This is a genomic window from Microbispora bryophytorum (assembly GCF_006874465.1).
Classification (GTDB): Bacteria; Actinomycetota; Actinomycetes; order Streptosporangiales; family Streptosporangiaceae; genus Microbispora; species Microbispora bryophytorum.
In genome coordinates this window covers 130,489-154,690 of the sequence record NZ_VIRL01000013.1, presented here as the reverse complement: position 1 = coordinate 154,690, position 24,202 = coordinate 130,489, and the positions used below count along the sequence as shown (strand labels likewise).

General features: G+C 70.0%; 16 protein-coding genes. 10 read left to right on the top strand and 6 right to left on the bottom strand.

The window, feature by feature from the left end:
- The first annotated feature begins 88 nt into the window (after nt 1–88).
- Together FLX07_RS22715 and FLX07_RS22710 are read left to right on the top strand one after the other, a co-directional pair.
- Nucleotides 89–1,459, top strand: coding sequence for an FAD-binding oxidoreductase (locus FLX07_RS22715; protein ID WP_167748360.1), 1,371 nt, complete (start codon nt 89–91; stop codon nt 1,457–1,459).
- A gap of 25 nt (nt 1,460–1,484) precedes the next feature.
- Nucleotides 1,485–2,741, top strand: a complete 1,257-nt coding sequence (locus FLX07_RS22710; RefSeq protein ID WP_142573137.1) for a class I SAM-dependent methyltransferase — start codon at nt 1,485–1,487, stop codon at nt 2,739–2,741.
- Between the two features lie 14 nt (nt 2,742–2,755).
- Here the strand turns inward: FLX07_RS22710 and FLX07_RS22705 are convergent, their stop codons facing one another.
- Nucleotides 2,756–4,282 carry a long-chain-fatty-acid--CoA ligase gene (locus FLX07_RS22705; RefSeq protein ID WP_142573135.1) on the bottom strand — a complete coding sequence of 509 codons (1,527 nt, stop codon included), beginning with the start codon at nt 4,280–4,282 and terminating at the stop codon, nt 2,756–2,758.
- Nucleotides 4,283–4,431: 149 nt separating this feature from the next.
- On the opposite strand from FLX07_RS22705, the gene FLX07_RS22700 reads away from it, so the two are divergent.
- Nucleotides 4,432–5,700 carry a cytochrome P450 gene (locus FLX07_RS22700; RefSeq protein WP_142573133.1) on the top strand — a complete coding sequence of 423 codons (1,269 nt, stop codon included), beginning with the start codon at nt 4,432–4,434 and terminating at the stop codon, nt 5,698–5,700.
- A 68-nt stretch (nt 5,701–5,768) separates the two neighbouring features.
- On the opposite strand, the gene FLX07_RS22695 is transcribed toward FLX07_RS22700, so the two are convergent.
- Together FLX07_RS22695 and FLX07_RS22690 are read right to left on the bottom strand one after the other, a co-directional pair.
- On the bottom strand, nt 5,769–6,542 hold the full coding sequence (locus FLX07_RS22695) for a maleylpyruvate isomerase N-terminal domain-containing protein (protein ID WP_142573131.1): 774 nt from the start codon (nt 6,540–6,542) through the stop codon (nt 5,769–5,771).
- A gap of 104 nt (nt 6,543–6,646) precedes the next feature.
- Nucleotides 6,647–6,958 carry a hypothetical protein gene (locus FLX07_RS22690; protein ID WP_142573128.1) on the bottom strand — a complete coding sequence of 104 codons (312 nt, stop codon included), beginning with the start codon at nt 6,956–6,958 and terminating at the stop codon, nt 6,647–6,649.
- A gap of 26 nt (nt 6,959–6,984) precedes the next feature.
- Here FLX07_RS22690 and FLX07_RS22685 point away from each other — a divergent pair, with 26 nt between their 5' ends.
- Nucleotides 6,985–7,185: a helix-turn-helix domain-containing protein gene (locus FLX07_RS22685; RefSeq protein ID WP_308424430.1), complete on the top strand. Its 201-nt coding sequence runs from the start codon at nt 6,985–6,987 to the stop codon at nt 7,183–7,185.
- A gap of 179 nt (nt 7,186–7,364) precedes the next feature.
- On the top strand, nt 7,365–8,648 hold the full coding sequence (locus tag FLX07_RS22680) for a cytochrome P450 (RefSeq protein WP_142573126.1): 1,284 nt from the start codon (nt 7,365–7,367) through the stop codon (nt 8,646–8,648).
- 24 nt (nt 8,649–8,672) lie between these two features.
- Here the strand turns inward: FLX07_RS22680 and FLX07_RS38500 are convergent, their stop codons facing one another.
- The gene (locus FLX07_RS38500; protein ID WP_142573124.1) at nt 8,673–10,352 is read right to left on the bottom strand and encodes a hypothetical protein; all 1,680 of its coding nucleotides are present in this window, start codon (nt 10,350–10,352) and stop codon (nt 8,673–8,675) included.
- A gap of 274 nt (nt 10,353–10,626) precedes the next feature.
- Between FLX07_RS38500 and leuS the strand changes: the two genes are divergently transcribed.
- The 3 genes from leuS (at nt 10,627) to FLX07_RS37905 (ending at nt 18,258) form a co-directional block, all read left to right on the top strand.
- Nucleotides 10,627–13,089 carry a leucine--tRNA ligase gene (gene leuS / locus FLX07_RS22670; protein ID WP_142573122.1) on the top strand — a complete coding sequence of 821 codons (2,463 nt, stop codon included), beginning with the start codon at nt 10,627–10,629 and terminating at the stop codon, nt 13,087–13,089.
- Between the two features lie 80 nt (nt 13,090–13,169).
- Nucleotides 13,170–16,358: a S41 family peptidase gene (locus FLX07_RS22665; RefSeq protein WP_142573120.1), complete on the top strand. Its 3,189-nt coding sequence runs from the start codon at nt 13,170–13,172 to the stop codon at nt 16,356–16,358.
- Between the two features lie 217 nt (nt 16,359–16,575).
- Nucleotides 16,576–18,258, top strand: coding sequence for a cellulase family glycosylhydrolase (locus FLX07_RS37905; protein WP_223853607.1), 1,683 nt, complete (start codon nt 16,576–16,578; stop codon nt 18,256–18,258).
- Nucleotides 18,259–18,267: 9 nt separating this feature from the next.
- Here the strand turns inward: FLX07_RS37905 and FLX07_RS22655 are convergent, their stop codons facing one another.
- Nucleotides 18,268–19,362 carry a MalY/PatB family protein gene (locus FLX07_RS22655; RefSeq protein ID WP_208762329.1) on the bottom strand — a complete coding sequence of 365 codons (1,095 nt, stop codon included), beginning with the start codon at nt 19,360–19,362 and terminating at the stop codon, nt 18,268–18,270.
- An 87-nt stretch (nt 19,363–19,449) separates the two neighbouring features.
- A complete protein-coding gene (lexA, locus tag FLX07_RS22650) occupies nt 19,450–20,166 on the bottom strand; it encodes a transcriptional repressor LexA (protein ID WP_167538760.1) in 717 nt (238 codons plus the stop codon).
- 431 nt (nt 20,167–20,597) lie between these two features.
- Here lexA and nrdR point away from each other — a divergent pair, with 431 nt between their 5' ends.
- Both nrdR and FLX07_RS22640 read left to right on the top strand, forming a co-directional pair.
- The gene (gene nrdR / locus FLX07_RS22645; protein ID WP_142573118.1) at nt 20,598–21,062 is read left to right on the top strand and encodes a transcriptional regulator NrdR; all 465 of its coding nucleotides are present in this window, start codon (nt 20,598–20,600) and stop codon (nt 21,060–21,062) included.
- A gap of 120 nt (nt 21,063–21,182) precedes the next feature.
- Complete coding sequence (locus FLX07_RS22640) at nt 21,183–24,098, top strand: vitamin B12-dependent ribonucleotide reductase (protein WP_142573116.1); 2,916 nt, start codon at nt 21,183–21,185, stop codon at nt 24,096–24,098.
- The last annotated feature ends 104 nt before the right edge of the window (nt 24,099–24,202 follow it).

Sequence of the window (24,202 nt, the reverse complement as noted above, 5' to 3'; positions counted from 1 at the left end):
CGGGCGTAACGTGTCTACTCTGGTCTGCGCTCCCCTCCGGGGATAGCGTGCCAAGAAAGCGATCTCTACGATCCATGGGGGTGGTGTCATGCCAGAGCGCACGGCCAGTATGACCGCCCATAGCAAGGCCGTCGAGCAGATCAGGGACTCCTACGCGGCCATTCCCGAGGACTCCGCTCCCCGGCTGGCCAAGGCGACGACGAACCTGTTCCGCTTCCGCGCGCCGGTCAAGACGGCGGCGCTGTCCGCCCGCGATCTGGACCAGGTCATCCACGTGGACCCGGTGACCATGACGGCCGAGGTCCAGGGCATGACGACGTACGAGAACCTGGTGGACGCCACGTTGCCGTACGGGCTCATGCCGTATGTCGTGCCGCAGCTCAAGACGATCACCCTGGGCGGAGCGGTCACGGGCCTCGGCATCGAGTCGACGAGCTTCAAGGACGGGCTGCCGCACGAGTCGGTCGAGGAACTGGAGATCCTCACCGGCGACGGGCGGATCGTGGTGGCCCGGCCCGACAACGAGCACGCGGAGCTGTTCCACGCGTTCCCCAACTCCTACGGCACGCTCGGCTACGCCCTGCGTATCCGCATCAAGCTGGCCCGGGTGAAGCCGTACGTCAAGCTGACGCACATCCGCTTCAGCGACGCCGACAAGTGCATGCTCGCCATGCAGGAGATCTGCGAGAGTCGCGAGCACGACGGCGAGAAGGTGGACTTCGTCGACGGCACGTTCTTCGGTCCCGGAGAGCTGTACGTCACGGTCGGCTCGTTCTCCGACCGGGCGCCCTACACGTCCGACTACACCGGCATGCGGATCTACTACCAGTCGATCCGCAGCCGCGTCCGCGACTGGCTGACCGTGCGCGACTACCTGTGGCGCTGGGACACCGACTGGTTCTGGTGTTCGCGCGCCTTCGGCGTGCAGCAGCCGCTGGTCCGTTCGCTCCTCCCGCGGCGCTATCTGCGGTCGGACGTTTATCGCAAGCTCGTCGGCCTCGATCAGAGGTACGGCGTGACCGCCCGGATCGACCGCTGGCGGAACAACCCCGTGCACGAGTCGGTCATCCAGGATGTCGAGGTGCCGATCGAACGCGGCGCCGAGTTCCTGGAGGTCTTCCACGACAAGGTCGGAATGGCCCCGGTGTGGATGTGCCCGCTCAAGGCGACCGGTCAGTGGGCGCTCTACCCGCTGGAGCCCGGCCGCCTGTACGTGAACTTCGGTTTCTGGGGCATGGTTCCGCTGCCGCGCGGCCAGTACGACGGGTACTACAACCGGTTGATCGAGCGGGCAGTGCATTCGCTCGACGGCCACAAGTCGCTGTACTCCACCTCTTTCTATGAGCGGGAGGAGTTCTGGCGGCTCTACAACGGAGACGCCTACTGGCCGGTCAAAAGCGCCTACGACCCGGGTGGCCGGCTGCTGGACCTCTATGACAAGTGCGTCAGAGGCCGGTAGGCGTCGTTACGTCGGGAGAGGTGCAATGACTCTTGCGAAGATCTTCGAGAAGATCGTCGGCCCTGACGCGGGCGTCGAGTTCGTCGCCTACGACGGCAGCAAGGCCGGGTCCTCGGGGGCGGACCTCCGCATTGAGGTGAAGTCGCCGGCCGCGGTGGCCTATCTCGCGCAGGCGCCGGGAGAGCTCGGCCTCGCCCGCGCGTACATTTCCGGGCACCTCGATGTGCACGGGGACATGTACAGCCTGCTGGACCGGATGTGGTCGTTGACGATCAACGACCTGGCGCTGGGCGAGAAGGTCGCGGCGATCCGCGCGCTCGGGATCAAGCCGCTGCTGATGCGCGTCCAGCCGCCGCCACAGGAGGCGCGGCAGAGCACGCTGGCGAAGCTCGGCAGCCGGCATGCCAAGCAGCGTGACGCCGAAGTGATCCACCATCACTACGACGTGTCCAACCGCTTCTACGAGTGGGTGCTCGGTCCCTCCATGGCGTACACCTGCGCGGTGTTCCCCGGGCCGGACGCGACGCTGGAGGAGGCGCAGTACGCGAAGTTCGACCTGGTCGCCAAGAAGCTCGACCTCAAGCCCGGGATGCGGCTGCTCGACGTCGGCTGCGGCTGGGGCGGCATGGTCATGCACGCGGCCAGGGAATACGGCGTGAAGGGCCTCGGCGTCACGCTGTCGCGCCAGCAGGCCGAATGGGCGCAGAAGGCCATCGCGGAGGCCGGGCTGTCGGAGCTCGCCGAGGTCCGTTACATGGATTACCGTGACGTCCCCGAAACCGGTTTCGACCGGGTCAGCTCGATCGGCCTCACCGAGCACATCGGCAAGGACAACCTGCCGTCGTACTTCTCCTTCCTGTACGGCAAGCTCAAGCCGGGCGGGCGCCTGCTCAACCACTGCATCACGCGCCCGACCAGCACCGAGAAGACCATCAACAAGGGCGGCTTCATCAACCGCTACGTCTTCCCGGACGGCGAGCTGGAGTCGGTGGGCTACCTGATCCGCCAGATGGAGGACACCGGTTTCGAGGTCCGCCACGAGGAGAACCTGCGTGAGCACTACGCGCTGACGCTGCGCGAGTGGTGCAAGAACCTCGACGCCCACTGGGAGGAGGCGGTCGAGGAGGTCGGCCAGGGCACCGCCCGGGTCTGGCGGCTCTACATGGCCGGCTGCGTCGTCGGGTTCGAGCGCAACAAGGTGCAGCTGCACCAGGTGCTCGGCGTCCGGCTCGACGAGGGACAGTCGCACGTCGCGTTGCGCCCGTCCCTCGACTGGCCGTAGGGGTCCGCGGTTCCCTACCGCAGCTCGCGCTTGAGGATCTTTCCGGTGGCGGTCATCGGCAGGGACTCGCGGAACTCCACGATCCGCGGGTACTTGTAGGCCGCCATCGTCTCCCGGCACCACGCCACCAGCTCCTCCTCGGTGGTCGTGGCGCCGGGCTTGCGGATGACGTACGCCTTGACCTCCTCGCCGTGGGAGTCGTGGGGCACCCCGACGACCGCGGCGAGCGAGACCGCGGGGTGGGTCATGAGGACCTCCTCGATCTCCCGTGGGTACACGTTGAAGCCGCCCCGGATGATCATGTCCTTGGCCCGGTCGACGATGAAGTAGTAGCCGTCCTCGTCGCGCCGGGCCACGTCACCGGTGCGGAACCAGCCGTCCTTCATGACCTGCGCCGTCGCCTCGGGCCTGTTGTAGTAGCCCTTCATGATGTTGTGGCCGCGGACGGCGATCTCGCCGATGTCGTCGGGCGTGTTCCAGTCGGCGTCGACCAGCTTCATCTCCACGCCCCAGATCGGCGTGCCGATCGAGCCGGCCTTCGCGGGCCTGCCCGGCTGGTTGAACGAGGCCACCGGCGACGTCTCCGACAGGCCGTATCCCTCCAGGACGGCCACGCCGAACGTCGCGCGGAAGTCCTTCAGGACCTCGACCGGCAGTGCCGAGCCGCCGGAGGCGGCGGTGATCAGCGAGGGCGGCACCTCGGCCGCGCCGGCGTGCACGGCGGCGAGCATGGCCCAGTACATCGTCGGCACTCCCGCGAACAGCGTGACCTTCTCGCGCTTCATCAGCGTGAGGGCCGCGACCGGCTCGAAGCGGGGCAGCAGCACGAGCGTGCCGCCGCGCCGGAACCCGGCGTTCATCAGCACCGTCTGGCCGAAGGAGTGGAACAGCGGCAGCGCGACGAGGTAGGTGTCCTCCGGCTGCCGGGGGAACATCTCGTCGTTGACGATGGCGTTCATGACCATGTTCTGGTGGGTGAGCTCGGCGCCCTTCGGCTGGCCGGTGGTGCCGCTGGTGTAGAGGATCACCGCCGTGTCGTCGGCGGAGGTCTGCACGGTCTCGAACTCGCCGGACATCCCGTCGAGGGCCGCCCACAGCGTCTCGCCGAGCTCGGACTCGGTGGCGAACGGCGTGGCCGGCAGCACGAAGAAGTGCTCGACGCCCTCCGTGTCGGCGAAGCCGGCACGGCCCCGCTCGCCCAGCGGCAGCTCCGGTGAGCCCTCGAAGCAGAAGAATGCCTTGGCGTCGGAGTCGTCCAGGTGATAGGCGATCTCCCTGGCCTGCAGCAGCACGTTCAGCGGGACGACGGTCGCGCCCGTCTTGAGGATGCCGTAGTAGACGAACGGGAAGTACGGCAGGTTGGGGCAGGCCAGCGCCACCTTGTCGCCCCTGCCGATGCCGCGCGAGACCAGCAGGTTGGCGACCTGGCCGGCGATGGTGTCCACGAGTGAGTACGGCAGGCGCATGTCGCCGAAGACGACCGCGGTGGCGTCGGGCTTCTCCCGTGCGCTGTCTTCCAGCACGACGGCCAGGTTGAGCATCTGCCGCTCCCTTTTCTGTTGGACTCCGTGGTCCATACCAACCGGTAGGTACCTCAGCGTAACGGCTCTGGGGGCGGATTTTCAGGGTCCGTTTGCACGGGCGTTCCCGGCCCTTGACGATGCCGTGCCCACGCACGAGAGTGGTCGGCATGGACACGGCTGCCGACCTGTCCCACATCCCGTTCTGGGGGCTGCCCCGGGCCGAGCGGCACGAGGCGTTCCGGCGCCTGCGTGCGCTCGACCAGCCCGTCTTCTTCCGCGAGAACAAGATCCCCTTCATCGGCCACGGCCCCGGCTACTACGCGCTCGTACGGCACGCCGACGTGACCGAGGCGAGCCGCGACCCCGCCGTCTTCAGCAGCGAGCCGACGGCAAACAGCATCCCCGACATGCCGCGCTGGCTGGCCGTCTACTTCGGTTCCATGATCAACATGGACGATCCCCGGCACGCCCGGCTGCGGCGGATCGTCTCGCGGGCGTTCACCCCGCGCATCCTGGCCAAGATGGAGGAGGACCTGGGCCGGGCCGCCCGGGAGATCGTCGACGGGGCCGTGCGGGAGGGGCCCGGCGACTTCGTGCCCCAGATCGCCGCCCGATTACCCGTACGGGTGATCTGCGACATGATGGGCATCCCGGCCGAACATCACGACCGGGTGCTCCGCCGTACGAACACGATCCTGGCCAACGCCGACTCCGAATATTCGGGCGTCGTCGTCGACCCGTTTCGGCCGGACGCCTCATTCGGCCGCTGGACGACGGCCCGCGGCCTGGTCGCGCTGCTGCGGGCCGGGCACGACCTGAACGGGCTGGCCCGTCGCCTGGCCGCGGAGCGCCGCCGGCGGCCCACCGGCGACCTGACCAGCATGCTCGTGCACGGCGAAGAACGCCTGACCGCCCAGGAGCTCGGCTCGTTCTTCATTCTGCTGGTCGTCGCGGGCAGCGAGACGACCCGCAACGCCATCGCCCACGGGCTCAAACTGCTCACCGACCACCCCGGCCAGCGCGCGCTGCTCCTGGAGGACTTCGACGGGCGCATCGCGGGCGCCGTGGAGGAGATCGTCCGCTACTCCAGCCCCGTCATCCAGTTCCGGCGCACCGTGACACGGGCCCACACGATGAACGGCCACGACTACCACGCGGGCGACAAGGTCCTGCTGTTCTACAACTCGGCGAATCGGGACGAGGCGGTCTTCCGCGATCCCGACGTCTTCGACATCACCCGCAGTCCCAACCCCCACGTCGGCTTCGGCGGCCCCGGCCCGCACTACTGCCTGGGCGCCCACCTCGCCCGCCGGGAGATCACCGTGATATTCCGGGAGCTGTTCGACCGGATGCCCGCCATCCGCTCCGTGGGCGAGCCGTCCTACCTGCTGTCCAACTTCATCAACGGCGTCAAGCACATGAGCTACCGCTTCTGAGCGCCGGCCTTTGGGGGCTGTCCTGGTGATCATGAGCGGAGCCAGATGACGAGTGCCAAGTGCGCGTTTTACGCGTTCGGGTCCCAGTCTGCGAGCTGCTCCATCGGCTTGGTGTCGCCGGTGGTCTCCAGGCTGTCGAGCGGGACGCGCTCGTAGAAGTAGAGGACCAGTTCACTCGCTGCGCCTCGCATCGCCATGTCGCCCGGCTCCGCGTCGGCGGCGAGGTCGTCGCAGCGGACGCCGTCGGCGTTGAGGGTCAGGCGCCAGGAGCGGCCCTCGGTCGTGTGCAGGTCGATGGTCGCCGGCTTGAACGGCCAGGGGACGGTCGTCGCCGAGACGGTCGTCAGGAACTCGTCGACGCCCTCGACCGCGACGTCCGTCGGCAGCGGCTGTGCGGCGCCCTGGGTGAGCTGGGCGTCGTAGGTGTGGACGGCGATCTCCTGGATCTGGTGCCGGGCCACGGCTCCGCTGGTCTCCGGGGCCTGCGAGCGGCCCCACCAGGTCCAGCAGCCGCGGTCCGGGCCGGCCTCGCGCATCGCGTCGAGCACGAGCTCGGTCGACTCGGCGAGCCAGGCGTCCAGGGCTTCGCGGTCGCGGGGCGCGGTCGGGGCGCCCTTCGGGTCCGTCCTCGCCGGGGGCTCAGCGCCCGGCCCCGCCGCGACGATGGCGGCCTGGCGGCGGCGGCCGTCACCGAGGTGCTGCGCCAGTTCGCGCAGCGTCCAGTCCGGGCAGGTCGGGACCTGGACGTCAAGGTCGGGGGCGGATGCGATCGCAGCGCGGAACGCGGCCGAGCGGTCTTCGATCAGCCGCAGGACCTCGGGGAACTCCAAGATGTTTTGCACGGCGGTTGTGTATCACGGCGCTCCAGCCGCCGGGTAGTGATTTGTCGGACGAACGCGTCGACGGCCGGGCGGAGTGCCGGCGCCGGCGGAGTGAAACGAGAGCTCTAGTGGGCGTACTCGTCGCGGCGCCGCAGCATGGCCGCCAGCATCAGCGGGAACATCGCGACGTGGGCCGCGACCATCAGGGCCATGCCGTCGATCAGGCCCAGCCACAGGAGCGGGAACAACGGCACGACCGGGACGAACATCGCCCCGCACATCTCCAGGATCGGAGCCCAGGCGTGTCCGCGCACGCGCATCCAGACGGCCATGCCGGCCGACATGTCGAACGCCATCAGCAGGTAGGCGAGTTCGGGATCGTGGGCGTACGAGGGCGCCACCCCTGCCGCGGACCACAGCAGGCCGAGTGCGAACATCCCCGCGAACATCGTCTGGCCCGTGTGTGCGCCGGGCCCGCGCCGAGGCCGCCGCCCACCTGCTCGCCTCCACGTCGCTGCCGATGGCCGCGATCGCGGCCCGCTGCGGCTTCGGGACGGCCGAGGCCCTCCGCCAGGCGTTCGTCGACCTGTACGGCATCCCGCCCTCGCGCTACCGCTCGACGCAGGCGACGGCGTTGCCGTCCTCCTTCGGAACCGATACGTGAAATCCGCGGGTGCGGCCCGCGACGGTGGCGGTGTGGTCCACCTCGTCTACCGCGGCGTCCACCAGGGGCCGCCCGGCCGGCGCAGGCATGCCCGCCTGACCCACTGCGGCTGAACCGGCGGGTGTGGCAGACTGTCAACCGAATGTGGTTCTAGTCACTCGGAAGGGCCGGCCCCCACCATGACGACACAGCCGACGGACCCCGGGAAGCGCACGGCCATCACCTCGGCGGCGGACATCGACCTGAACGACTGGGACTTCTGGGGCCGCCCGGACGAGGAGCGGGAGCACGCCTTCCGGCTGCTGCGCGACCTGGACAAGCCGGCCTTCTTCCCGGAGCCCGAGTTCAGCCTGGGCGGCGTCACCGGGCCGGGCTACCACGCGCTGGTCCGGCACGCCGACATCCTGGAGGCCAGCCGCAATCCCGAGGTTTTCTGCTCGGGCGACGGCGGGGCGACCAACATCCCGGACCTGCCGGCGGAGTTCGCCGAATACTTCGGCTCAATGATCAACATGGACGACCCGCGGCACGCGCGCCTGCGGCGGATCGTCTCGCGCGCCTTCACCCCGAAGATGATCAAGCAGTTCGAGTCCGACGTGGACGCCGCGGCCTCGCGCATCGTGGACGAGCTGCTGGAGACCGGCCCCGGCTGCGACTTCGTCACCGAGGTGGCCGCCAGGCTGCCCTTGAAGATCATCTGCGACATGATGGGCATCCCGGAGAAGGACTACCGGTTCGTCTTCGACCGCTCGAACATCGTCCTCGGCGCCACCGACCCCGAATACGTGAGCGAGCGTGCGGACATCGCCCACGCGCTGCTCACCGCGGGGATGGAGCTGCAGCAGCTCGTCCAGGACCTGGCCGCGCTGCGGATGGAGACGCCCACCGATGACCTCACCTCGTCCCTCGTCAACGCCAACATCGACGGGGAGCGGCTGACGGCCCAGGAGCTCGGCTCGTTCTTCATCCTGCTCGTCGTGGCCGGTAACGAGACCACCCGCAACGCCATCTCGCACGGCATGCGGCTGCTCACGGTCAACCCGGAGCAGCGGCGGCTGTGGCTGGAGGACTTCGAGGGCCGGGCGCCGCGCGCGATCGAGGAGATCGTCCGGCTGGCCGCGCCGGTCAACTACATGCGCCGCAAGGTCACCCGGGACCACGAGATGAACGGCAACCTCTACCGCAAGGGCGAGAAGGTCCTGCTGTACTACTGGGCGGCCAACCGCGACGAGCGGGTGTTCGACGACCCGCTGCGCTTCGACATCCGGCGCGACCCCAACCCGCACGTCGGCTTCGGCGGCCCAGGTCCCCACTTCTGCCTCGGCGCCCACCTGGCCCGCCGCGAGATCACCGCGATGTTCCGCGAGCTGCTGCGGCGGGTCCCGCAGATCGAGGCGGGCGAGCCGGAGCGCCTGCTGTCCAGCTTCATCAACGGCATCAAGCACATGACCTGCGAGTTCTGATCGGCCGGACCGGCCGGCCGGTGGTCAGCCGAGGGGCTTGATCGACCGGAAGACCGTGTTGACGTCGGGGAGCAGGTCGTTCTTGAGCTCGGGCACGGCCATGTAGACGATCGTGGGAAGGTCGGCGCCGGTGTTCACGGCCGCGATCACGACCGTGGTGGTCGCGCCGTCGGCGGTCACCTTGTAGGCCGCCGCCAGCCCGGTGAGGTTGTTGCGCGTCAGGCGCTGCTGGGCGACCTTGGCGATCTTGTTGTCCTTGGGGAACTGCGTCTGCCGCGCCCGATACATCACCGCGTTCACCACCGGTCCCAGGTTGCCGGGTGTGGTGTACTTCGCGGCCAGCGACTGCGACAGGGGGCCCGACATCACCACGGCGAACTCGCGCTTGCCCTTGGTCGTCATGCCGGCCGGCACGTACTGCCTGCTGGTGAAGCCGTACGTCGCCTTGGTCTGAGCCGGGTCGGCGTCCGCCTGCCAGGGGCCGCCGAGCTTGGGCAGCGTGATGCGGCCGGCGGTGTCGGTGAGCACGCCGTTCACGGGGGAGGCCGTGCCCCTGTAGACGGGCAGCCGTGACGACGTCTGGGTCTGCGGCTTGGTCGTGGCGTGGGAATTGGCGGGGGACGGCTTCGCGGACGTCGCCGCCTCGGCCGCGTCGCCGGAGCTGAGCGGCCCGGCGGCGAACGCCCACACGAGCACCCCGACGAGCGCCGCGACGACCGAGGCCACCAGCGCGTACAGCCAGACCGGACGGCCGGACTCGTCGTCCTCGTACTCGTCGATCGCCTGGTAGTTCTCCCCGAAGACCGTGTTCCACAGCTCCTGCTGCCGGTGCGCGGGGGGCGTCTTCGGCCCGCTGATCTGTCCCGCCGTCACGAACGGCCGGTACGGATCCTCCGGCTGGGGCTGGGGCTGGGGCGGTGTGGCGGAGGCGGGCGGGGCGGACTCGGCGAACGAGCGGACCGAAGGGGTGAACGGCGCGGCGGGCCTGGGGCGGTCCGGGCCGCCCGGGAACTGGCCCGCGTGCGGGCCGGCCTGACCCAGGCCCTGGCCCTGCGCTTGGCCCAGGCCCTGTCCCTGGCTCAGGCCCTGCGCTTGGCCCTGGCCCTGACCCGGTCCCTGCCCTTGGTGCCGGCTCTGGTCCTGGTGGCCTTGGTCCTGACCAGGGTGTGCGGGGCCCGGCATGCCGTACGTCGGCGCGGGGCCGCCGAAGCCGTCCGCACCGTTGAAGTTCTCCGCACCGCCGACGCCGCCTGCGCCATTGAAGCCGTCCGCGTTCCTGAAGCCGTCCGGCGGCGGGCCGAAGTGAGGAGTGGTCCGGGACCGGTCGGGCGCGCCGAAGGCGGTGAAGGGCTGCTGCGGAGCGGTGCCGGGAACCGGGCCCGCCATGGTCGCGGTCGCGTCCGCGGGCTGCTGCGGCGCCCCCTCGACGAAGGACCGGACGGTCGGGGTGAAGGACGAGGGCGGAGGCACCTCGGGCCAGGCCGGCGGGATCTCCGGCCACGCCGGCTCCCGCTGGTGTTCACTGCGGTCCGTGGGCACGGTACCTCCCGAGATCATGCCCGAATTGGGGGTGCCTGGCATGATCTCATGCGCGCCGGGGGCTGCCGCAGCGAAACCGCGGAATGCCTCGCGGAACTGCTCACCCGTGGGGTCGGTGGGCGGGTCCTGCATCGGCAAATCCTCGGGCGGGAATGAGTTGGCCACGGCAGCACAGTATTGGAAGGGACATAAGACCCCACAACGGATCTATCACCATCGGGTATCACGCTTTGACAGGCGAGGTCAGCCCACAAGATCAATCCGCGTCCCCGTTGCGGTCTGCGCTACGCTTGACACGCGTGCCGCCACCCTGCTGAGCGGGCAGCCGTCTCGGAGCGTGAGAGCGCGGAGACCGTGTGCCTCGGACCGCGAAGCAGGGACCCTGCCCCCGGCGGACGCCTTCATCTGTGTGATTCCAGCCGCCTGGCGAGGAGTGGAAGTGGACGAGCCGGTGTACGACCCGCAGGCGCTGCAGGCCAAGTGGCTGCCGCGGTGGGAGGAACTGAACCCCTTCGAGGCGGTCGAGGACCTCGCGGACACCAGGCCGCGCAAGTACATGCTCGACATGTTCCCCTACCCCTCCGGCGACCTCCACATGGGGCACGGCGAGGTCTTCGCGATCGGCGACGTCGTCGCGCGCTACTGGTTCCAGAAGGGCTACAACGTCCTGCACCCCATCGGGTGGGACTCCTTCGGCCTGCCCGCCGAGAACGCCGCGATCAAGCGCAACGCCCACCCCGCCGAGTGGACGTACAAGAACATCGAGACCCAGGCGAACTCGTTCAAGCGGTACGCCATCTCCTTCGACTGGTCGCGGCGCCTGCACACCAGCGACGCGGAGTACTTCCACTGGAACCAGTGGCTGTTCACCCGCTTCTACGAGCGGGGTCTGGCCTACCGCAAGGGCGGCCTGGTCAACTGGTGCCCGCAGGACCAGACCGTGCTCGCCAACGAGCAGGTGGTGGGCGGCAAGTGCGAGCGCTGCGGCGCCGACGTCGTCCGCCGCGAGCTGACGCAGTGGTACTTCAAGATCACTGACTACGCCGACCGGCTGCTCGACGACATGGCGCAGCTGGAGGGCGGCTGGCCGGATCGCGTGCTGACCATGCAGCGCAACTGGATCGGCCGCTCCACCGGAGCCGACGTCCAGTTCCGCATCGAGGGCCGGGACGAGCCCGTCACCGTCTACACCACGCGTCCCGACACCCTGTACGGCGCGACGTTCTTCGTCGTGGCCGCCGACGCCCCGCTGGCCGAGGAGATCGTCGCCCCCGACCGGCGTGAGGCGCTGGCCGCCTACCGCGCCGAGGTCGCCAAGCTCTCCGACATCGAGCGGCTGTCCACGGAGAAGGAGAAGACCGGCGTCTTCCTCGGCGTGTACGCGATCAACCCGGTCAACGGGGAGCGCGTCCCGGTCTGGGCGGCCGACTACGTGCTGTCCGACTACGGCCACGGCGCGATCATGGCGGTGCCCGCGCACGACCAGCGCGACCTCGACTTCGCGCGGAAGTTCGGCCTGCCTGTGCAGGTCGTCGTGCACACCGGCCTGGCCGACCCCGGCGAGACCGGCGTCGCCACCCCGGGCGAGGGCGCCCTGGTGAACTCCGGCCCGCTGGACGGCCTGACGAAGGCCGAGGCGATCCAGAAGATCATCGAGGTCCTGGAGGAGCGCGGCACCGGCAGGGCGGCGGTGAACTACCGGCTGCGGGACTGGCTGCTGTCGCGGCAGCGGTTCTGGGGCACGCCGATCCCGATCATCCACTGCCTGGACTGCGGCGAGGTCCCGGTGCCGGACGACCAGCTCCCGGTCACGCTGCCCGACCTGCGCGGCGCCGACCTCCAGCCCAAGGGCGTCTCGCCGCTGGCGAGCGCCGCCGACTGGGTCAACGTCGAATGTCCGAAGTGCGGCGGCCCCGCGCAACGGGACACCGACACGATGGACACCTTCGTCGACTCCTCGTGGTACTACCTGCGTTACTGCGACCCGCACTTCGACGGTGGGCCGTTCGACGTCGAGAAGGTCCGCAAGTGGGGGCCGATCGACCAGTACGTGGGCGGCGTGGAGCACGCGGTGCTCCACCTGCTCTACTCCCGGTTCTTCACCAAGGTCCTTCACGACATGGGCATGGTCGGCTTCACCGAGCCGTTCCTGCGCCTGCTCAACCAGGGCCAGGTGATCAACCAGGGCAAGGCGATGTCCAAGACGCTGGGCAACGGCGTGGACCTCGGCCAGCAGATCGACGCGTACGGCGTGGACGCCGTGCGGCTGACCATGGTCTTCGCCGGGCCGCCGGAGGACGACATCGACTGGGCCGACGTCTCACCGGCCGCGTCGCAGAAGTTCCTCGCCCGCGCGTTCCGCGTGATGGCCGAGGCCGGTGCGGCCTCCGCTCCGGGAGCCGACCTCTCCGGTGGCGACGTCGAACTGCGCAAGGTCACCCACCGGGCCATCGACGAGGTGACCAAGCTCGTCGAGAGCCACCGGTTCAACGTCGCGGTGGCCCGCATGATGGAGCTGACCACAGCCACCCGCCGGGCGATCGACACCGGGCCGGGCGCGGCCGACCCCGCCGTCCGCGAGGCCGCGCAGACCCTGGCGGTCATGCTGTCGCTGGTCGCGCCGTACGTAGCGGAGGAGGGCTGGGAGCGGCTTGGGCACGCGCCGTCGGTCGCCACGGCCGGCTGGCCCGAGGCGGATCCGGCGCTGCTGGTCCGGGAGTCGGTCACGGCCGTGGTCCAGGTGGCGGGCAAGGTCCGCGACCGGCTGGAGGTCTCCCCGGACATCTCCGAGACCGACCTGCAGGCCCTGGCCCTGGCGTCGGACAAGGTCCGGCCCTACCTGGACGGCGAGCCGCGCAAGGTGATCGTGCGGGTGCCGAAGCTCGTCAACATCGTCCCGTAGCGGGTGACTCCGGCTCCGCCTACCGTGAACGAACCTGTCCGGTACGGCGGAGCCGCCGCCACCCGGCATAGGGTGCACGTGTGGCGAACGGTGCGTACCTGAGATACCCCCACCTGAACGGTGACCTTCTGGCCTTCGTGGCGGATGACGACGTCTGGCTGGCGCCCACGAGCGGCGGCAGGGCCTGGCGCTTCACGGCCGACCGGGTGCCGGTCTCTCACCCCCGGTTCTCCTCCGACGGCACGCGCATCGCGTGGACGAGCACCCGCGAGGGTGATCCCGAGGTGTTCGCCGCCGGTCTGGACGGCGCCGAGGGCGAGCGGCTCACGCACTGGGGCAACGGCATGACGGGCGTGCGCGGCTGGACCGAGGACGGGAACGTGCTGGCCGTCACCGCCGCCGGCCACGGCTCACGATCCCGGCAGTGGGCCCACGCGGTGCCGCTGGACGGCGGCCCGGCGACGGCCCTGCCGTACGGCAGGGTCAGCGAGGTCGCGGTCAGCGGCGCCAAGGTGGCGGGCGTCTCGGCGGTGTGGCGCGAGCCGTCGCAGTGGAAGCGATACCGGGGCGGCACCGCGGCCAAGATCTGGGTGGACGCCACGGGGGACGGCGAGTTCACCCGCCTGTTCCCCGGCAACCCCGCGCAGCACTGGTCGGTCATGTGGGTGGGGGAGCGCCTGGCCTTCCTCGCCGACACCGACGGCGACGGCAACCTCTACTCCTGCCTGCCCGACGGCTCGGACCTGCGGCAGCACACCACGCACCGCGGCTTCTACGCGCGGCATGCCGCCTCGGACGGCTCCCGCGTCGTCTACAGCCTCGGCGGCGACCTGTGGCTGCTGGAGAGCCTGGACGCCGAGCCGTACAAGCTGGACATCGCCCTGAGCGGGCCGCGCCCGGCCAGGGCCACGTACCCGGCGCCGAACGACGTCGGCGGCTTCGCGCCGGACCGCAGCGGGCGGGCCAGCGTGGTCGAGATCCGCGGCACCGCCCACTGGCTGACCCACCGCGACGGCCCCGCCGGCGTGCTGCGCGCCGAGCCCGGCGTCCGGGTACGGCTGCCGCGGCCCCTCGACTCCTCCTCGCATCCCGAGGCCGGCCGGGCCGTCTGGGTGTCGGACGCCTCCGGCGAGGACGCGCTGGAGATCGGCACGCCCGGCGGTGAGATCCGCACGCTGGCCGCCGGGCAGCTCGGCCGGGTGCTCGACCTGGCCGCCGCGCCGGACGGCGGACACGCCGCGGTCGCCACCCACGACGGGCGGCTGCTGGTGGTGGACCTCGACTCCGGGAACGTCCGCGAGGTGGACCGCACCACCCACGGCGACGTGCGGCACCTCACGTTCTCGCCGGACTCGGCCTGGCTCGCGTGGGCGCACGCCTACCAGCCCTGGCGCTGCCATCTGAAGCTCGCCCGGGTGGACGGCAGCACCGCGATCGAGGTCACCCCGCCGCGCTTCAACGACTACAGCCCGTCCTTCACGACGGACGGCAAGTACCTGGCCTTCCTGTCCGATCGCACGTTCAACCCGGTCTACGACAGCCACGTCTTCGACCTGTCGTTTCCCGCCAGTTGCCGGCCGTACCTGGTGCCGCTCAAGGCCACGACCCCCTCGCCGTTCGATCCCTCGCTGGCCGGCCGCGGCTTCGGCGGGGAGGACGACACCGGTTCCGATGCCAAGAACGACGCCAAGAGCGACGGCAAGAGCGACGGCAGGTCCGGCCCGCCGCGTCCGACCGAGGTGGACGCCGACGGGCTGGCGGCGCGGATCGTGCCCGTGCCGGTGCCCGCCGGCATCTACTCCAACCTGCGTGCCGCCAAGGGCGGCCTGTTGTGGCTGCGCCATCCGCTCACCGGCGAGCTCGGCGACGGCACCGAGCCCGGCGAGCCGATCCTCGAACGCTACGACCTGGTCAAGCGCAAGGCCGGCGAGCTGGGCAGGGACTTCGGGGCCTTCGAGGTCAGCGGCGACGGCACGCGCCTGGTGGCCAGCGGTGGCAACGGCCTGCAGACCCGCGCCACCGGAGACGACGACGAGGTCGTCACCATCGACCTGGACCGCGTGGCCGTGACCGTCGACCCGGTCGCCGAGTGGCGGCAGGCCTACAACGAGGCCGGGCGGCTCATGCGCGACCACTTCTGGCGGGCGGACATGAACGGCGTGGACTGGCCGGCCACGCTCGACCGCTATGCCCTCCTCGTGGAGCGGATCGGCGCCTACTCCGAGCTGATCGACCTGCTCTGGGAGGTCCAGGGCGAGCTGGCCACCTCCCACGCGTACGCGCGGCCGAGCGGGGGCGGCCACGATCCCCGGCGCCGTCAGGGTCTGCTCGGCGCCGACCTCGCCCGGGACGAGAACGGGGTGTGGCGGATCAGCCGCATCCTGCCGGGGGAGTCCTCCGACCATGAGGCCCGCTCGCCGCTGCTCGCGCCCGGCGTCGCCGTCCGGGAGGGCGATGCGATCGTCGCCGTGAGCGGGCGCCCGGTCGATCCGGTCCGTGGGCCGCTGGCACTGCTGTCCGGCACGGCGGGGCGGCCCGTGGAGCTGACCGTCCAGCCCGGTTCGGGCGGCGAGACCCGCCGGGTCGTCGTCACGCCCGTCGCGGACGAGACGCGGCTGCGGTACCACGACTGGGTGGTGGGACGGCGGGAGTTCGTGCGGGAGGCGTCGGGCGGGCGGCTCGGCTACCTGCACGTGCCGGACATGATGTCCACCGGGTGGGCGCAGTTCCACCGGGACCTGCGTGCCGAGATGGGCTTCGACGGGCTCGTCGTGGACATCCGCGACAACGGCGGCGGGCATGTCTCCGAGCTGGTGCTGGAGAAGCTCCAGCGGCGGGTGACCGGGTGGTCGCTGGCCCGGGGGTACGAGCCGGCGCGATACCCGGACGACGCGCCTCGCGGGCCGATCGTGGCGGTCACCGACGAGTTCGCCGGATCGGACGGGGACATCGTCAGTGCCGGGATCAAGAACCGCGGCATCGGACCGCTCGTGGGCACGCGGACCTGGGGCGGCGTGATCGGCATCGACTCGCGTTACTCGCTCGCGGACGGGACCGTCGTCACGCAGCCGCGGTACTCGTTCTGGCTCGAAGGCGAGGGGTGGGGCGTCGAGAACCACGGCGTCGACCCGGACGTCGAGGTCGTCGTGACGCCGCAGGACCTGGTCGCCGGGCGGGATCCGCAGTTGGCCCGGGCGGTGGAGCTGGCCCTGGCGGCGCTGCGGGACAGGCATCCGGCCACCCCGCCGGAGTTGCCGCCGCTGGAGTGATCCCGGCGCCCAAACTCGTCGGCATCGTGCCGTGACGGGACGTTGACGATCGGCTGGCCTTCCGGACAAAATTACGCGCGAGCCACAAACTAGTCATATCGATGCAGGCGTGCGGTCAGGGCATGCCGCGACCACCACCGCTCCGGCGGTGGTCTGGGGTGCGCGCCTGACCGCATGGCTCGCCGTCGGCGTGCGTGCCCCGCGTGGGAGGCACGTCTTGTACAGACGAATTCTCGGCGGGCTGGCAATGGCCGCCGCGATGGCGGCGACGGTTCTCGTCGTCACGGGGTCGCCGGCGAACGCCGCCGGCACGGGCACCGGCTACCTGCACACCAGCGGCAACAAGATCGTCGACAGCACCGGCGCCACGGTCCGGCTGACCGGCATCAACTGGTTCGGCATGGAGACCGACAACAAGACCTTCCACGGGCTGTGGGCGAACAACCCGTGGAAGAGCCAGCTCGACCTCATGGCGAACCTGGGCTACAACACCATCCGTGTGCCGTTCTCCGACGACGCGCTGAAGCCGGGCGCGCAGGCGACGAGCGTCAACACCTACTCCAACCCTGACCTGATCGGCCTTTCCCCGCTGCAGATCCTCGACAAGGTCGTGGACTACGCGGGCCAGAAGGGCATGCGGATCATCCTCGACCGGCACCGGCCGACCAGCGCGGGCCAGACGGCGCTGTGGTACACCTCGGGCGTCCCCGAGTCCACCTGGATCAACGACTGGAAGTCGCTGGCCCAGCACTACGCCGGCAACACCACCGTCATCGGGGCCGACCTGCACAACGAGCCGCACGCGGACGGCACCAACCCGAACGCGACCGGCTCCTGCTGGGGCTGTGGCGACGAGTCGCGCGACTGGCGCCTGGCGGCCGAGCGCGCGGGCAACGCCATCCTGTCCGTGCAGTCCAACTGGCTGATCTTCGTGGAGGGCGTGAGCTGCCCCAGCGGCGGCCTGTCCAACGTCTGGGACAACGACACCAGCAACGACGAGGACTGCGGCTGGTGGGGCGGCAACCTCACCAAGGCCGGGCAGTACCCGGTGCGGCTGAACGTGGCCAACCGCCTCGTCTACTCGCCCCACGAGTACGCCACGTCGGTCTACCACCAGGCGTGGTTCGACGACCCGTCGTACCCGGCGAACATGCCGGCCATCTGGGACAAGTACTTCGGCTACCTGTACAAGCAGAACATCGCGCCGATCATGGTGGGCGAGTTCGGCACCACGCTCGCCAGCAACATCGACAAGGTCTGGCTCCAGGAGCTCATGAAGTACATGGGCAGCGGGGTGAACGGCATGTCGTTCACCTACTGGTCGTGGAACCCCAACTCGGGGGACACGGGCGGCATCCTGAAGGACGACTGGGCGACGGTCGACCAGGCCAAGCAGAGCATCATCTCGCCCTACCTGATCCCGCCGACCGGTGGCGTCAACCCGTCGCCGCCGGTGTCGCCGTCGGCCTCGCCCTCGCCGAGGGTCTCCCCGTCGGTTTCACCGTCACCCTCTCCGTCGGCCTCGCCCTCGCCGAGGGTGTCGCCGTCGCCCTCTCCCTCCGCGTCGCCGTCGGCGTCTCCTTCGTCGCCGGGCGGGAAGACCTGCACCGCCACCTACAAGGTCGCCAACCAGTACCCCGGCGGCTTCCAGGGTGAGGTCACGGTCAACGCGGGTTCCTCGGCCATCTCGGGCTGGACCGTGAAGTGGGCCTTCCCGAACGGCCAGAGCATCAGCCAGCTCTGGAACGGCACGCTCAGCGCGAGCGGGTCGAACGTCACGGTGACGAACATGTCCTACAACGGCACGCTGGCCGCCGGGGCCTCGACCATGTTCGGCTTCAACGGCAGCTGGTCCGGCAGCAACGGCGTTCCGTCCACGGTGACCTGCACGGCGAGCTGAGCGGGCGCGTCACGTCAGTGCGGCGGCGATCCTGGACAGGATCTCCTCCAGGATCGCCGCCGAGGTCGCGAAGTTGAGGCGGGCGAAGGTGTCGCCGCCTCCGTAGTTCGGGCCCGGGTTGAGCTTGACCCGGGCCTCCCGTTCGAGGAAGTGCGCCGCGCCGGGCACGCCGAAGTCGAGCCACGCGAGATAGGTGGCCTCGGGCATGCGGTACCCCACCGAGGGGAGCCGCTCGGCGATGCGCCTGCGGTTGCGGTCCAGGATCGCCAGCACCTCCTCCAGCCACGCGTCGCCGTGCCGCCACGCCGCGACCGTGGCCTCCACGCCGAGAACGCTGGGCGCCCCGTAGATGTGGGCGGGCTGGCGGCCGAGCGCGTCCCTGGCGTCCTTCGCGCCGATGTGGGCGACCGAGCAGTGCAGTCCGCCCATGTTGAAGGCCTTGCTGGCGGAGGTCAGCGTGACCGTGCGCTCGGGCAGGATCGTGGCGAACGGGATGTGCCGGGCAGGGGCGTACGTCAGGTCGGCGTGGATCTCGTCGGAGATCACCAGCGTGCCGTGCCGGTCGGCGTACGCCGCGACCGCATCGAGCTCCTCACGGGTGAACGAGCGGCCCGACGGGTTCTGCGGGTTGACCAGCAGGAGCACCCGGACGGGCTCACCGGGCACCTCGAACCTGCCGTCGGCCGTCAGCGGCATGGGCACCAGGCGGCGGTTCATCGCGGTGATCGTGGTGAGGAAGGGGTCGTAGGCCGGAACGTGCAGCGCCACCGCGTCGCCGGGGTCGGTCATGACGTGCAGCAGCACCTGAAGGGCCTGGTTGAGGTCGGTGTAGGACCGCACGTGCGCCGGATCGGCTCGCCAGCCGTACCGCGCCTCCATGCGCTCGGCGAACGCCTCCGCCAGGGGCCCGGCGGTGGGCTCCTCCAGCCAGGCGGGATAGCCGAGGTCCGTGGCGGCACGTCTCGCGATCGCCTCCGTGACCGCCTCGGGCACGGGGAAGTCCATGTCGGCGACCCAGGCGGGGATGACGCCGGATGCGGCGTGGGCCCATTTGATTCCGTCACGCCGGCGGGCCGCGTCCAGGGACAGTGAGTCAAGTTTCACCCGACTCACCCTAATTGCCGATAAGTGACCGCCTGAAAGGCGGCCGCCGCGCCCCGCGGTGCGTTGTGCCGCGGGGCGCCGGCGCGGCTACAGCTTGCGCAGGACGGCCGTGACCTTGCCGAGCACGGTGGCCTCGTCGCCAGGGATCGGCTCGTAGTTGGGGTTGTGCGGCACCAGCCACACGTGCCCGTCCTTGCGCTTGAACGTCTTCACGGTGGCCTCGCCGTCGATCATCGCGGCCACGATGTCGCCGTTGTCGGCGACCGGCTGCTGCCGCACCACGACCCAGTCGCCGTCGGCGATGGCGGCCTCGATCATCGAGTCGCCGGAGACCTGGAGCAGGAACAGCGTGCCCTCGCCCACGAGCTGCTTGGGCAGCGCGAACACGTCCTCGATGCTCTGCTCGGCGAGGATGGGCCCACCGGCCGCGATGCGGCCGACCAGCGGCACGTAGGCCGCGGTGGGCCGGTTGAACCCGGCCTCCTCCTCGGAGGTGGCGTCCGGGTCCACCCACAGCACCGGCTCGCCCGGCAGCCGGACCTCCAGGGCCCGGGGCCGATGGGGATCACGCCGGAGGTAGCCCTTACGCTGGAGCGCCGTGAGCTGGTGCGACACGCTGGAGGTGCTGGTCAGCTGGACCGCTTCCCCGATCTCCCGCATGGACGGCGGATAGCCGCGCTGCTGGACCGAGTCGCGGATCACCTCAAGGATCTTCCGCTGCCTGGGGGTGAGGCCAAGCGAGTCGCGCCTGCGAACCGCGAGGTCGCTGACGCCATCCGCTTGCTCACTTCGGTCACTCACGATGCCACCTCTCGATCCGTGTTCCTCATGTCGCACAGAGCGACCGTACCGCGATTCAAGATCGCCGTCAAACAATTGTTCGATATCCAGCGAAATCACCGATCTCGCCGTCCACCTCATCGTACGGGAGTTCGATCGATCCCGTGTTCGATTTAACCGATCTTCTCTGGTCGCAGTACGCCCAGGTCAGGGGCCGTGCGGAAATGGGCCGGGGAAAGGCGGGTAAAGGGCGTATTCCGCGCCGGTGGGGCAGGTGATGCGGCCGTGACTGGAGGCGCGACACGCGCGCCGAACAGGAACTTCCATGGCCAACGCCGGTTCGACTTGCGTTCAAGGTCGGGCGCTCCTACGGTTGGACCACAACATCTAGTAGTCACACCGGTGTAAGTTCACCACACCTTGTGTTCAGGATGGGCGTTCAGGGAGGCGATGACGTGCACTGTCCGTTCTGTCGCCACCCGGACACCCGGGTCGTGGACAGCCGCGCGGCCGAGGACGGGGCGGCGATCCGTCGCCGGCGCACCTGTCCCGAGTGCGGGCGCAGGTTCACCACGCAGGAGACCGTACTGCTGATGGTGAGCAAGCGCAGCGGGGTCACCGAGCCGTTCTCCCGGGAGAAGGTCATCGCCGGCGTGCGGCGGGCCTGCCAGGGACGCCCGGTCGGCGAGGACTCCCTCGCCCAGCTCGGGCAGCGCGTCGAGGAGAGCATCCGGGGCACCGGCGCGGCCGAGATCGCCTCCCACGAGGTGGGCCTGGCCATCCTGGGCCCGCTCCGTGACCTCGACGAGGTGGCCTACCTGCGCTTCGCGTCGGTCTACCGCAGCTTCGAGACGCTTGCGGACTTCGAGGCGGAGATCGAGCGGCTCCGCGTGGCCCACGGCACGGCGGGCGAGGAGTAGGCGCCTTCCGGGGGACCGGGACGAGGCGGGCGGCGGCGCGCGACGGCGCGGCGCGACGATGTGGTTATAACGAGCGTGGTCCGGAGAAGGGGCTCCATCGGGCCCTGGGAGGGGGAAGTCATGACGGAGACCGTGAGCGGCACCGTATCGGGTGCGGGGGGTCGGCCGGGCAAGCGCCCGCGCAAGGGCCTGAAGATGAAGCGCATCTTCACCACCCCGGGTGTTCACCCGTACGACGAGGTCCGCTGGGAGCGGCGCGACGTCGTGATGACGAACTGGCGGGACGGCTCGGTCAACTTCGAGCAGCACGGCGTGGAGTTCCCGGACTCCTGGTCGGTCAACGCGGCCAACATCGTCACCACCAAGTACTTCCGCGGGGCGGTGGGCACCCCCCAGCGCGAGTCGAGCCTCAAGCAGCTCGTCGACCGGGTCGTGGGCGTCTACACCAGGACCGGCGTCGAGAACGGCTACTTCGCCTCCGACGAGGACGCGGAGATCTTCGACCACGAGCTCAAGCACGCGCTGATCCACCAGATCTTCAGCTTCAACTCCCCGGTGTGGTTCAACGTCGGCACCCTCTCCCCCCAGCAGGTGAGCGCGTGCTTCATCCTGGCCGTGGACGACACGATGGAGTCGATCCTCGACTGGTACAAGGAAGAGGGCGTGATCTTCAAGGGCGGCTCGGGCTCGGGGGTCAACCTCTCCCGCATCCGTTCGTCCAAGGAGCTGCTGTCCAGCGGGGGCACGGCCAGCGGCCCGGTCTCCTTCATGCGCGGCGCCGACGCCTCCGCCGGCACCATCAAGTCGGGCGGCGCCACCCGCAGGGCGGCCAAGATGGTCGTCCTCGACGTGGACCACCCCGACATCGAGGAGTTCATCGAGACCAAGGCGCGCGAGGAGGACAAGGTCCGCGCGCTGCGCGACGCCGGGTTCGACATGGACCTCGGCGGCAAGGACATCGTGTCCGTCCAGTACCAGAACGCCAACAACTCGGTGCGGGTCTCCGACGAGTTCATGCGCGCCGTCGAGGCCGGCGGGAGCTTCGGCCTGCGGGCCCGGCTCACCGGAGAGGTCATCGAGGAGGTCGAGGCGCGGTCGCTGTTCCGCAAGATGGCCCAGGCCGCCTGGGAGTGCGCCGACCCCGGCCTGCAGTACGACGACACGATCAACGACTGGCACACCTGCCCGGAGACCGGGCGCATCACGGCCAGCAACCCCTGCTCGGAGTACGTCCACCTGGACAACTCCTCGTGCAACCTCGCGTCGATCAACCTGCTGAAGTTCCTGCGTGACGACGACTCCTTCGACGTCGGCGCCTTCGTGAAGATCACCGAGCTGATCATCACCGCGATGGACATCTCGATCACCTTCGCCGACTTCCCGACGGAGAAGATCGCCGAGACCACCCGGGCGTACCGCCAGCTCGGCATCGGCTACGCGAACCTGGGCGCGCTGCTGATGGCGACCGGCCACGCGTACGACTCCGACGGCGGCCGGGCCATCGCGGCCGGGATCACCTCGCTGATGACCGCCGTGTCCTACCGCCGCTCGGCCGAGATCGCCGGGATCGTCGGCCCGTACGACGGCTACCAGCGCAACGCCGAGCCGCACAAGCGGGTCATGCGCAAGCACGCCGCGGCCAACGACGACCTGCGCACGCTCGACGCCATGGACAAGGACCTGCACGCCGAGGCCACCCGGCAGTGGCAGGAGTGCCTCAAGCTCGGCGAGCGGAACGGCTACCGCAACGCCCAGGCGTCGCTGCTGGCCCCGACCGGCACCATCGGCCTGATGATGGACTGCGACACCACCGGCATCGAGCCCGACCTGGCGCTGGTGAAGTTCAAGAAGCTCGTCGGCGGCGGCTCGATGCAGATCGTCAACCAGACGATCCCGCGGGCGCTGCGTCAGCTCGGCTACCTTGAGGAGCAGGTCGAGGCCATCGTCGAGTACATCGCCGAGCACGGTCACGTCGTGGACGCCCCCGGCCTGCGGCCGGAGCACTACGAGGTGTTCGACTGCGCGATGGGCGAGCGGGCCATCGCATCGATGGGCCACGTCCGGATGATGGCGGCCGTCCAGCCGTTCCTGTCCGGCGCCATCTCCAAGACCGTGAACCTGCCGGAGTCGGCCACGGTGGACGACATCGAGCAGGTCTACCTGGAGGGCTGGAAGCTCGGCCTCAAGGCCCTGGCCGTCTACCGCGACAACTGCAAGGTCGGTCAGCCGCTGTCGATCGCGAAGAAGGCCTCCGAGGAGGCCCCTGCCGAGGCGTCCGCCGAGAAGGAGCCGATCGTCCAGGTCGTGGAGGTCGCGCGGCCGACCAGGCGGCGGATGCCGAACCAGCGGCCGAGCACCACCACCCGCTTCACCGTGGGCGGCGCCAAGGGCTACATGACCGCCTCGTCCTATCCTGACGACGGCCTGGGCGAGGTCTTCCTCAAGATGTCCAAGCAGGGCAGCACGCTCGCGGGCGTGATGGACGCCTTCTCTGTGGCGATCTCGATCGGTCTCCAGTACGGCGTGCCGCTGGACACCTACGTGCAGAAGTTCGTCAACATGCGCTTCGAGCCAGCGGGCATGACCGACGACCCCGACGTCCGGATGGCGCAGTCGGTAATGGACTACATCTTCCGGCGGCTCGCGCTCGACCACCTGCCGTACGAGGACCGGGCGGCTCTGGGCATCTTCTCCGCCTCCGAGCGGGCCGCGCAGCAGCGCGGCGAGGACCCGGCCGCGCTCCAGGACCTGGACACCGCCGCCCTGGCGCAGTCCGCGCCAATCGAGAACGGGAAGGCCGTGCCCGTCGAGAAGGCGCAGCCGGCGCCGGTCGAGGCCAAGCCCGCCGAGGGGCCGTCCGCCGGGCAGGTCGTGCCGGTGGCGGTGCCGGAGCCGCGCCGGGTCGGCGCCTCGCTGGAGAGCCACCAGGGCCGTACGGCGGACGCGCCGCTGTGCATGACCTGCGGCACGAAGATGCGACCGGCCGGCAGCTGCTACGTCTGCGAGGGCTGCGGCAGCACCAGCGGCTGCAGCTGAGCCCGGAAAGACCGGGCAGGGCTCCAGTGATCTGCCCATGACGGATGCCTCCCACCCGGGTGCGGGTGGGAGGCATCCGTCATGGACCGTGGCGGTCACGCGGT

What these genes read in the sequence shown, in the direction of transcription:
- FLX07_RS22705 (WP_142573135.1), bottom strand. Translation starts at nt 4,282, where the DNA reads ATGCTCAACCTGGCCGTCGTGCTGGAAGACAGCGCACGGGAGAAGCCC.
- FLX07_RS22700 (WP_142573133.1), top strand. Translation starts at nt 4,432, where the DNA reads ATGGACACGGCTGCCGACCTGTCCCACATCCCGTTCTGGGGGCTGCCC.
- FLX07_RS22680 (WP_142573126.1), top strand. Translation starts at nt 7,365, where the DNA reads ATGACGACACAGCCGACGGACCCCGGGAAGCGCACGGCCATCACCTCG.
- FLX07_RS22715 (WP_167748360.1), top strand. Translation starts at nt 89, where the DNA reads ATGCCAGAGCGCACGGCCAGTATGACCGCCCATAGCAAGGCCGTCGAG.
- FLX07_RS22690 (WP_142573128.1), bottom strand. Translation starts at nt 6,958, where the DNA reads ATGTTCGCACTCGGCCTGCTGTGGTCCGCGGCAGGGGTGGCGCCCTCG.
- FLX07_RS22640 (WP_142573116.1), top strand. Translation starts at nt 21,183, where the DNA reads ATGACGGAGACCGTGAGCGGCACCGTATCGGGTGCGGGGGGTCGGCCG.
- FLX07_RS22710 (WP_142573137.1), top strand. Translation starts at nt 1,485, where the DNA reads ATGACTCTTGCGAAGATCTTCGAGAAGATCGTCGGCCCTGACGCGGGC.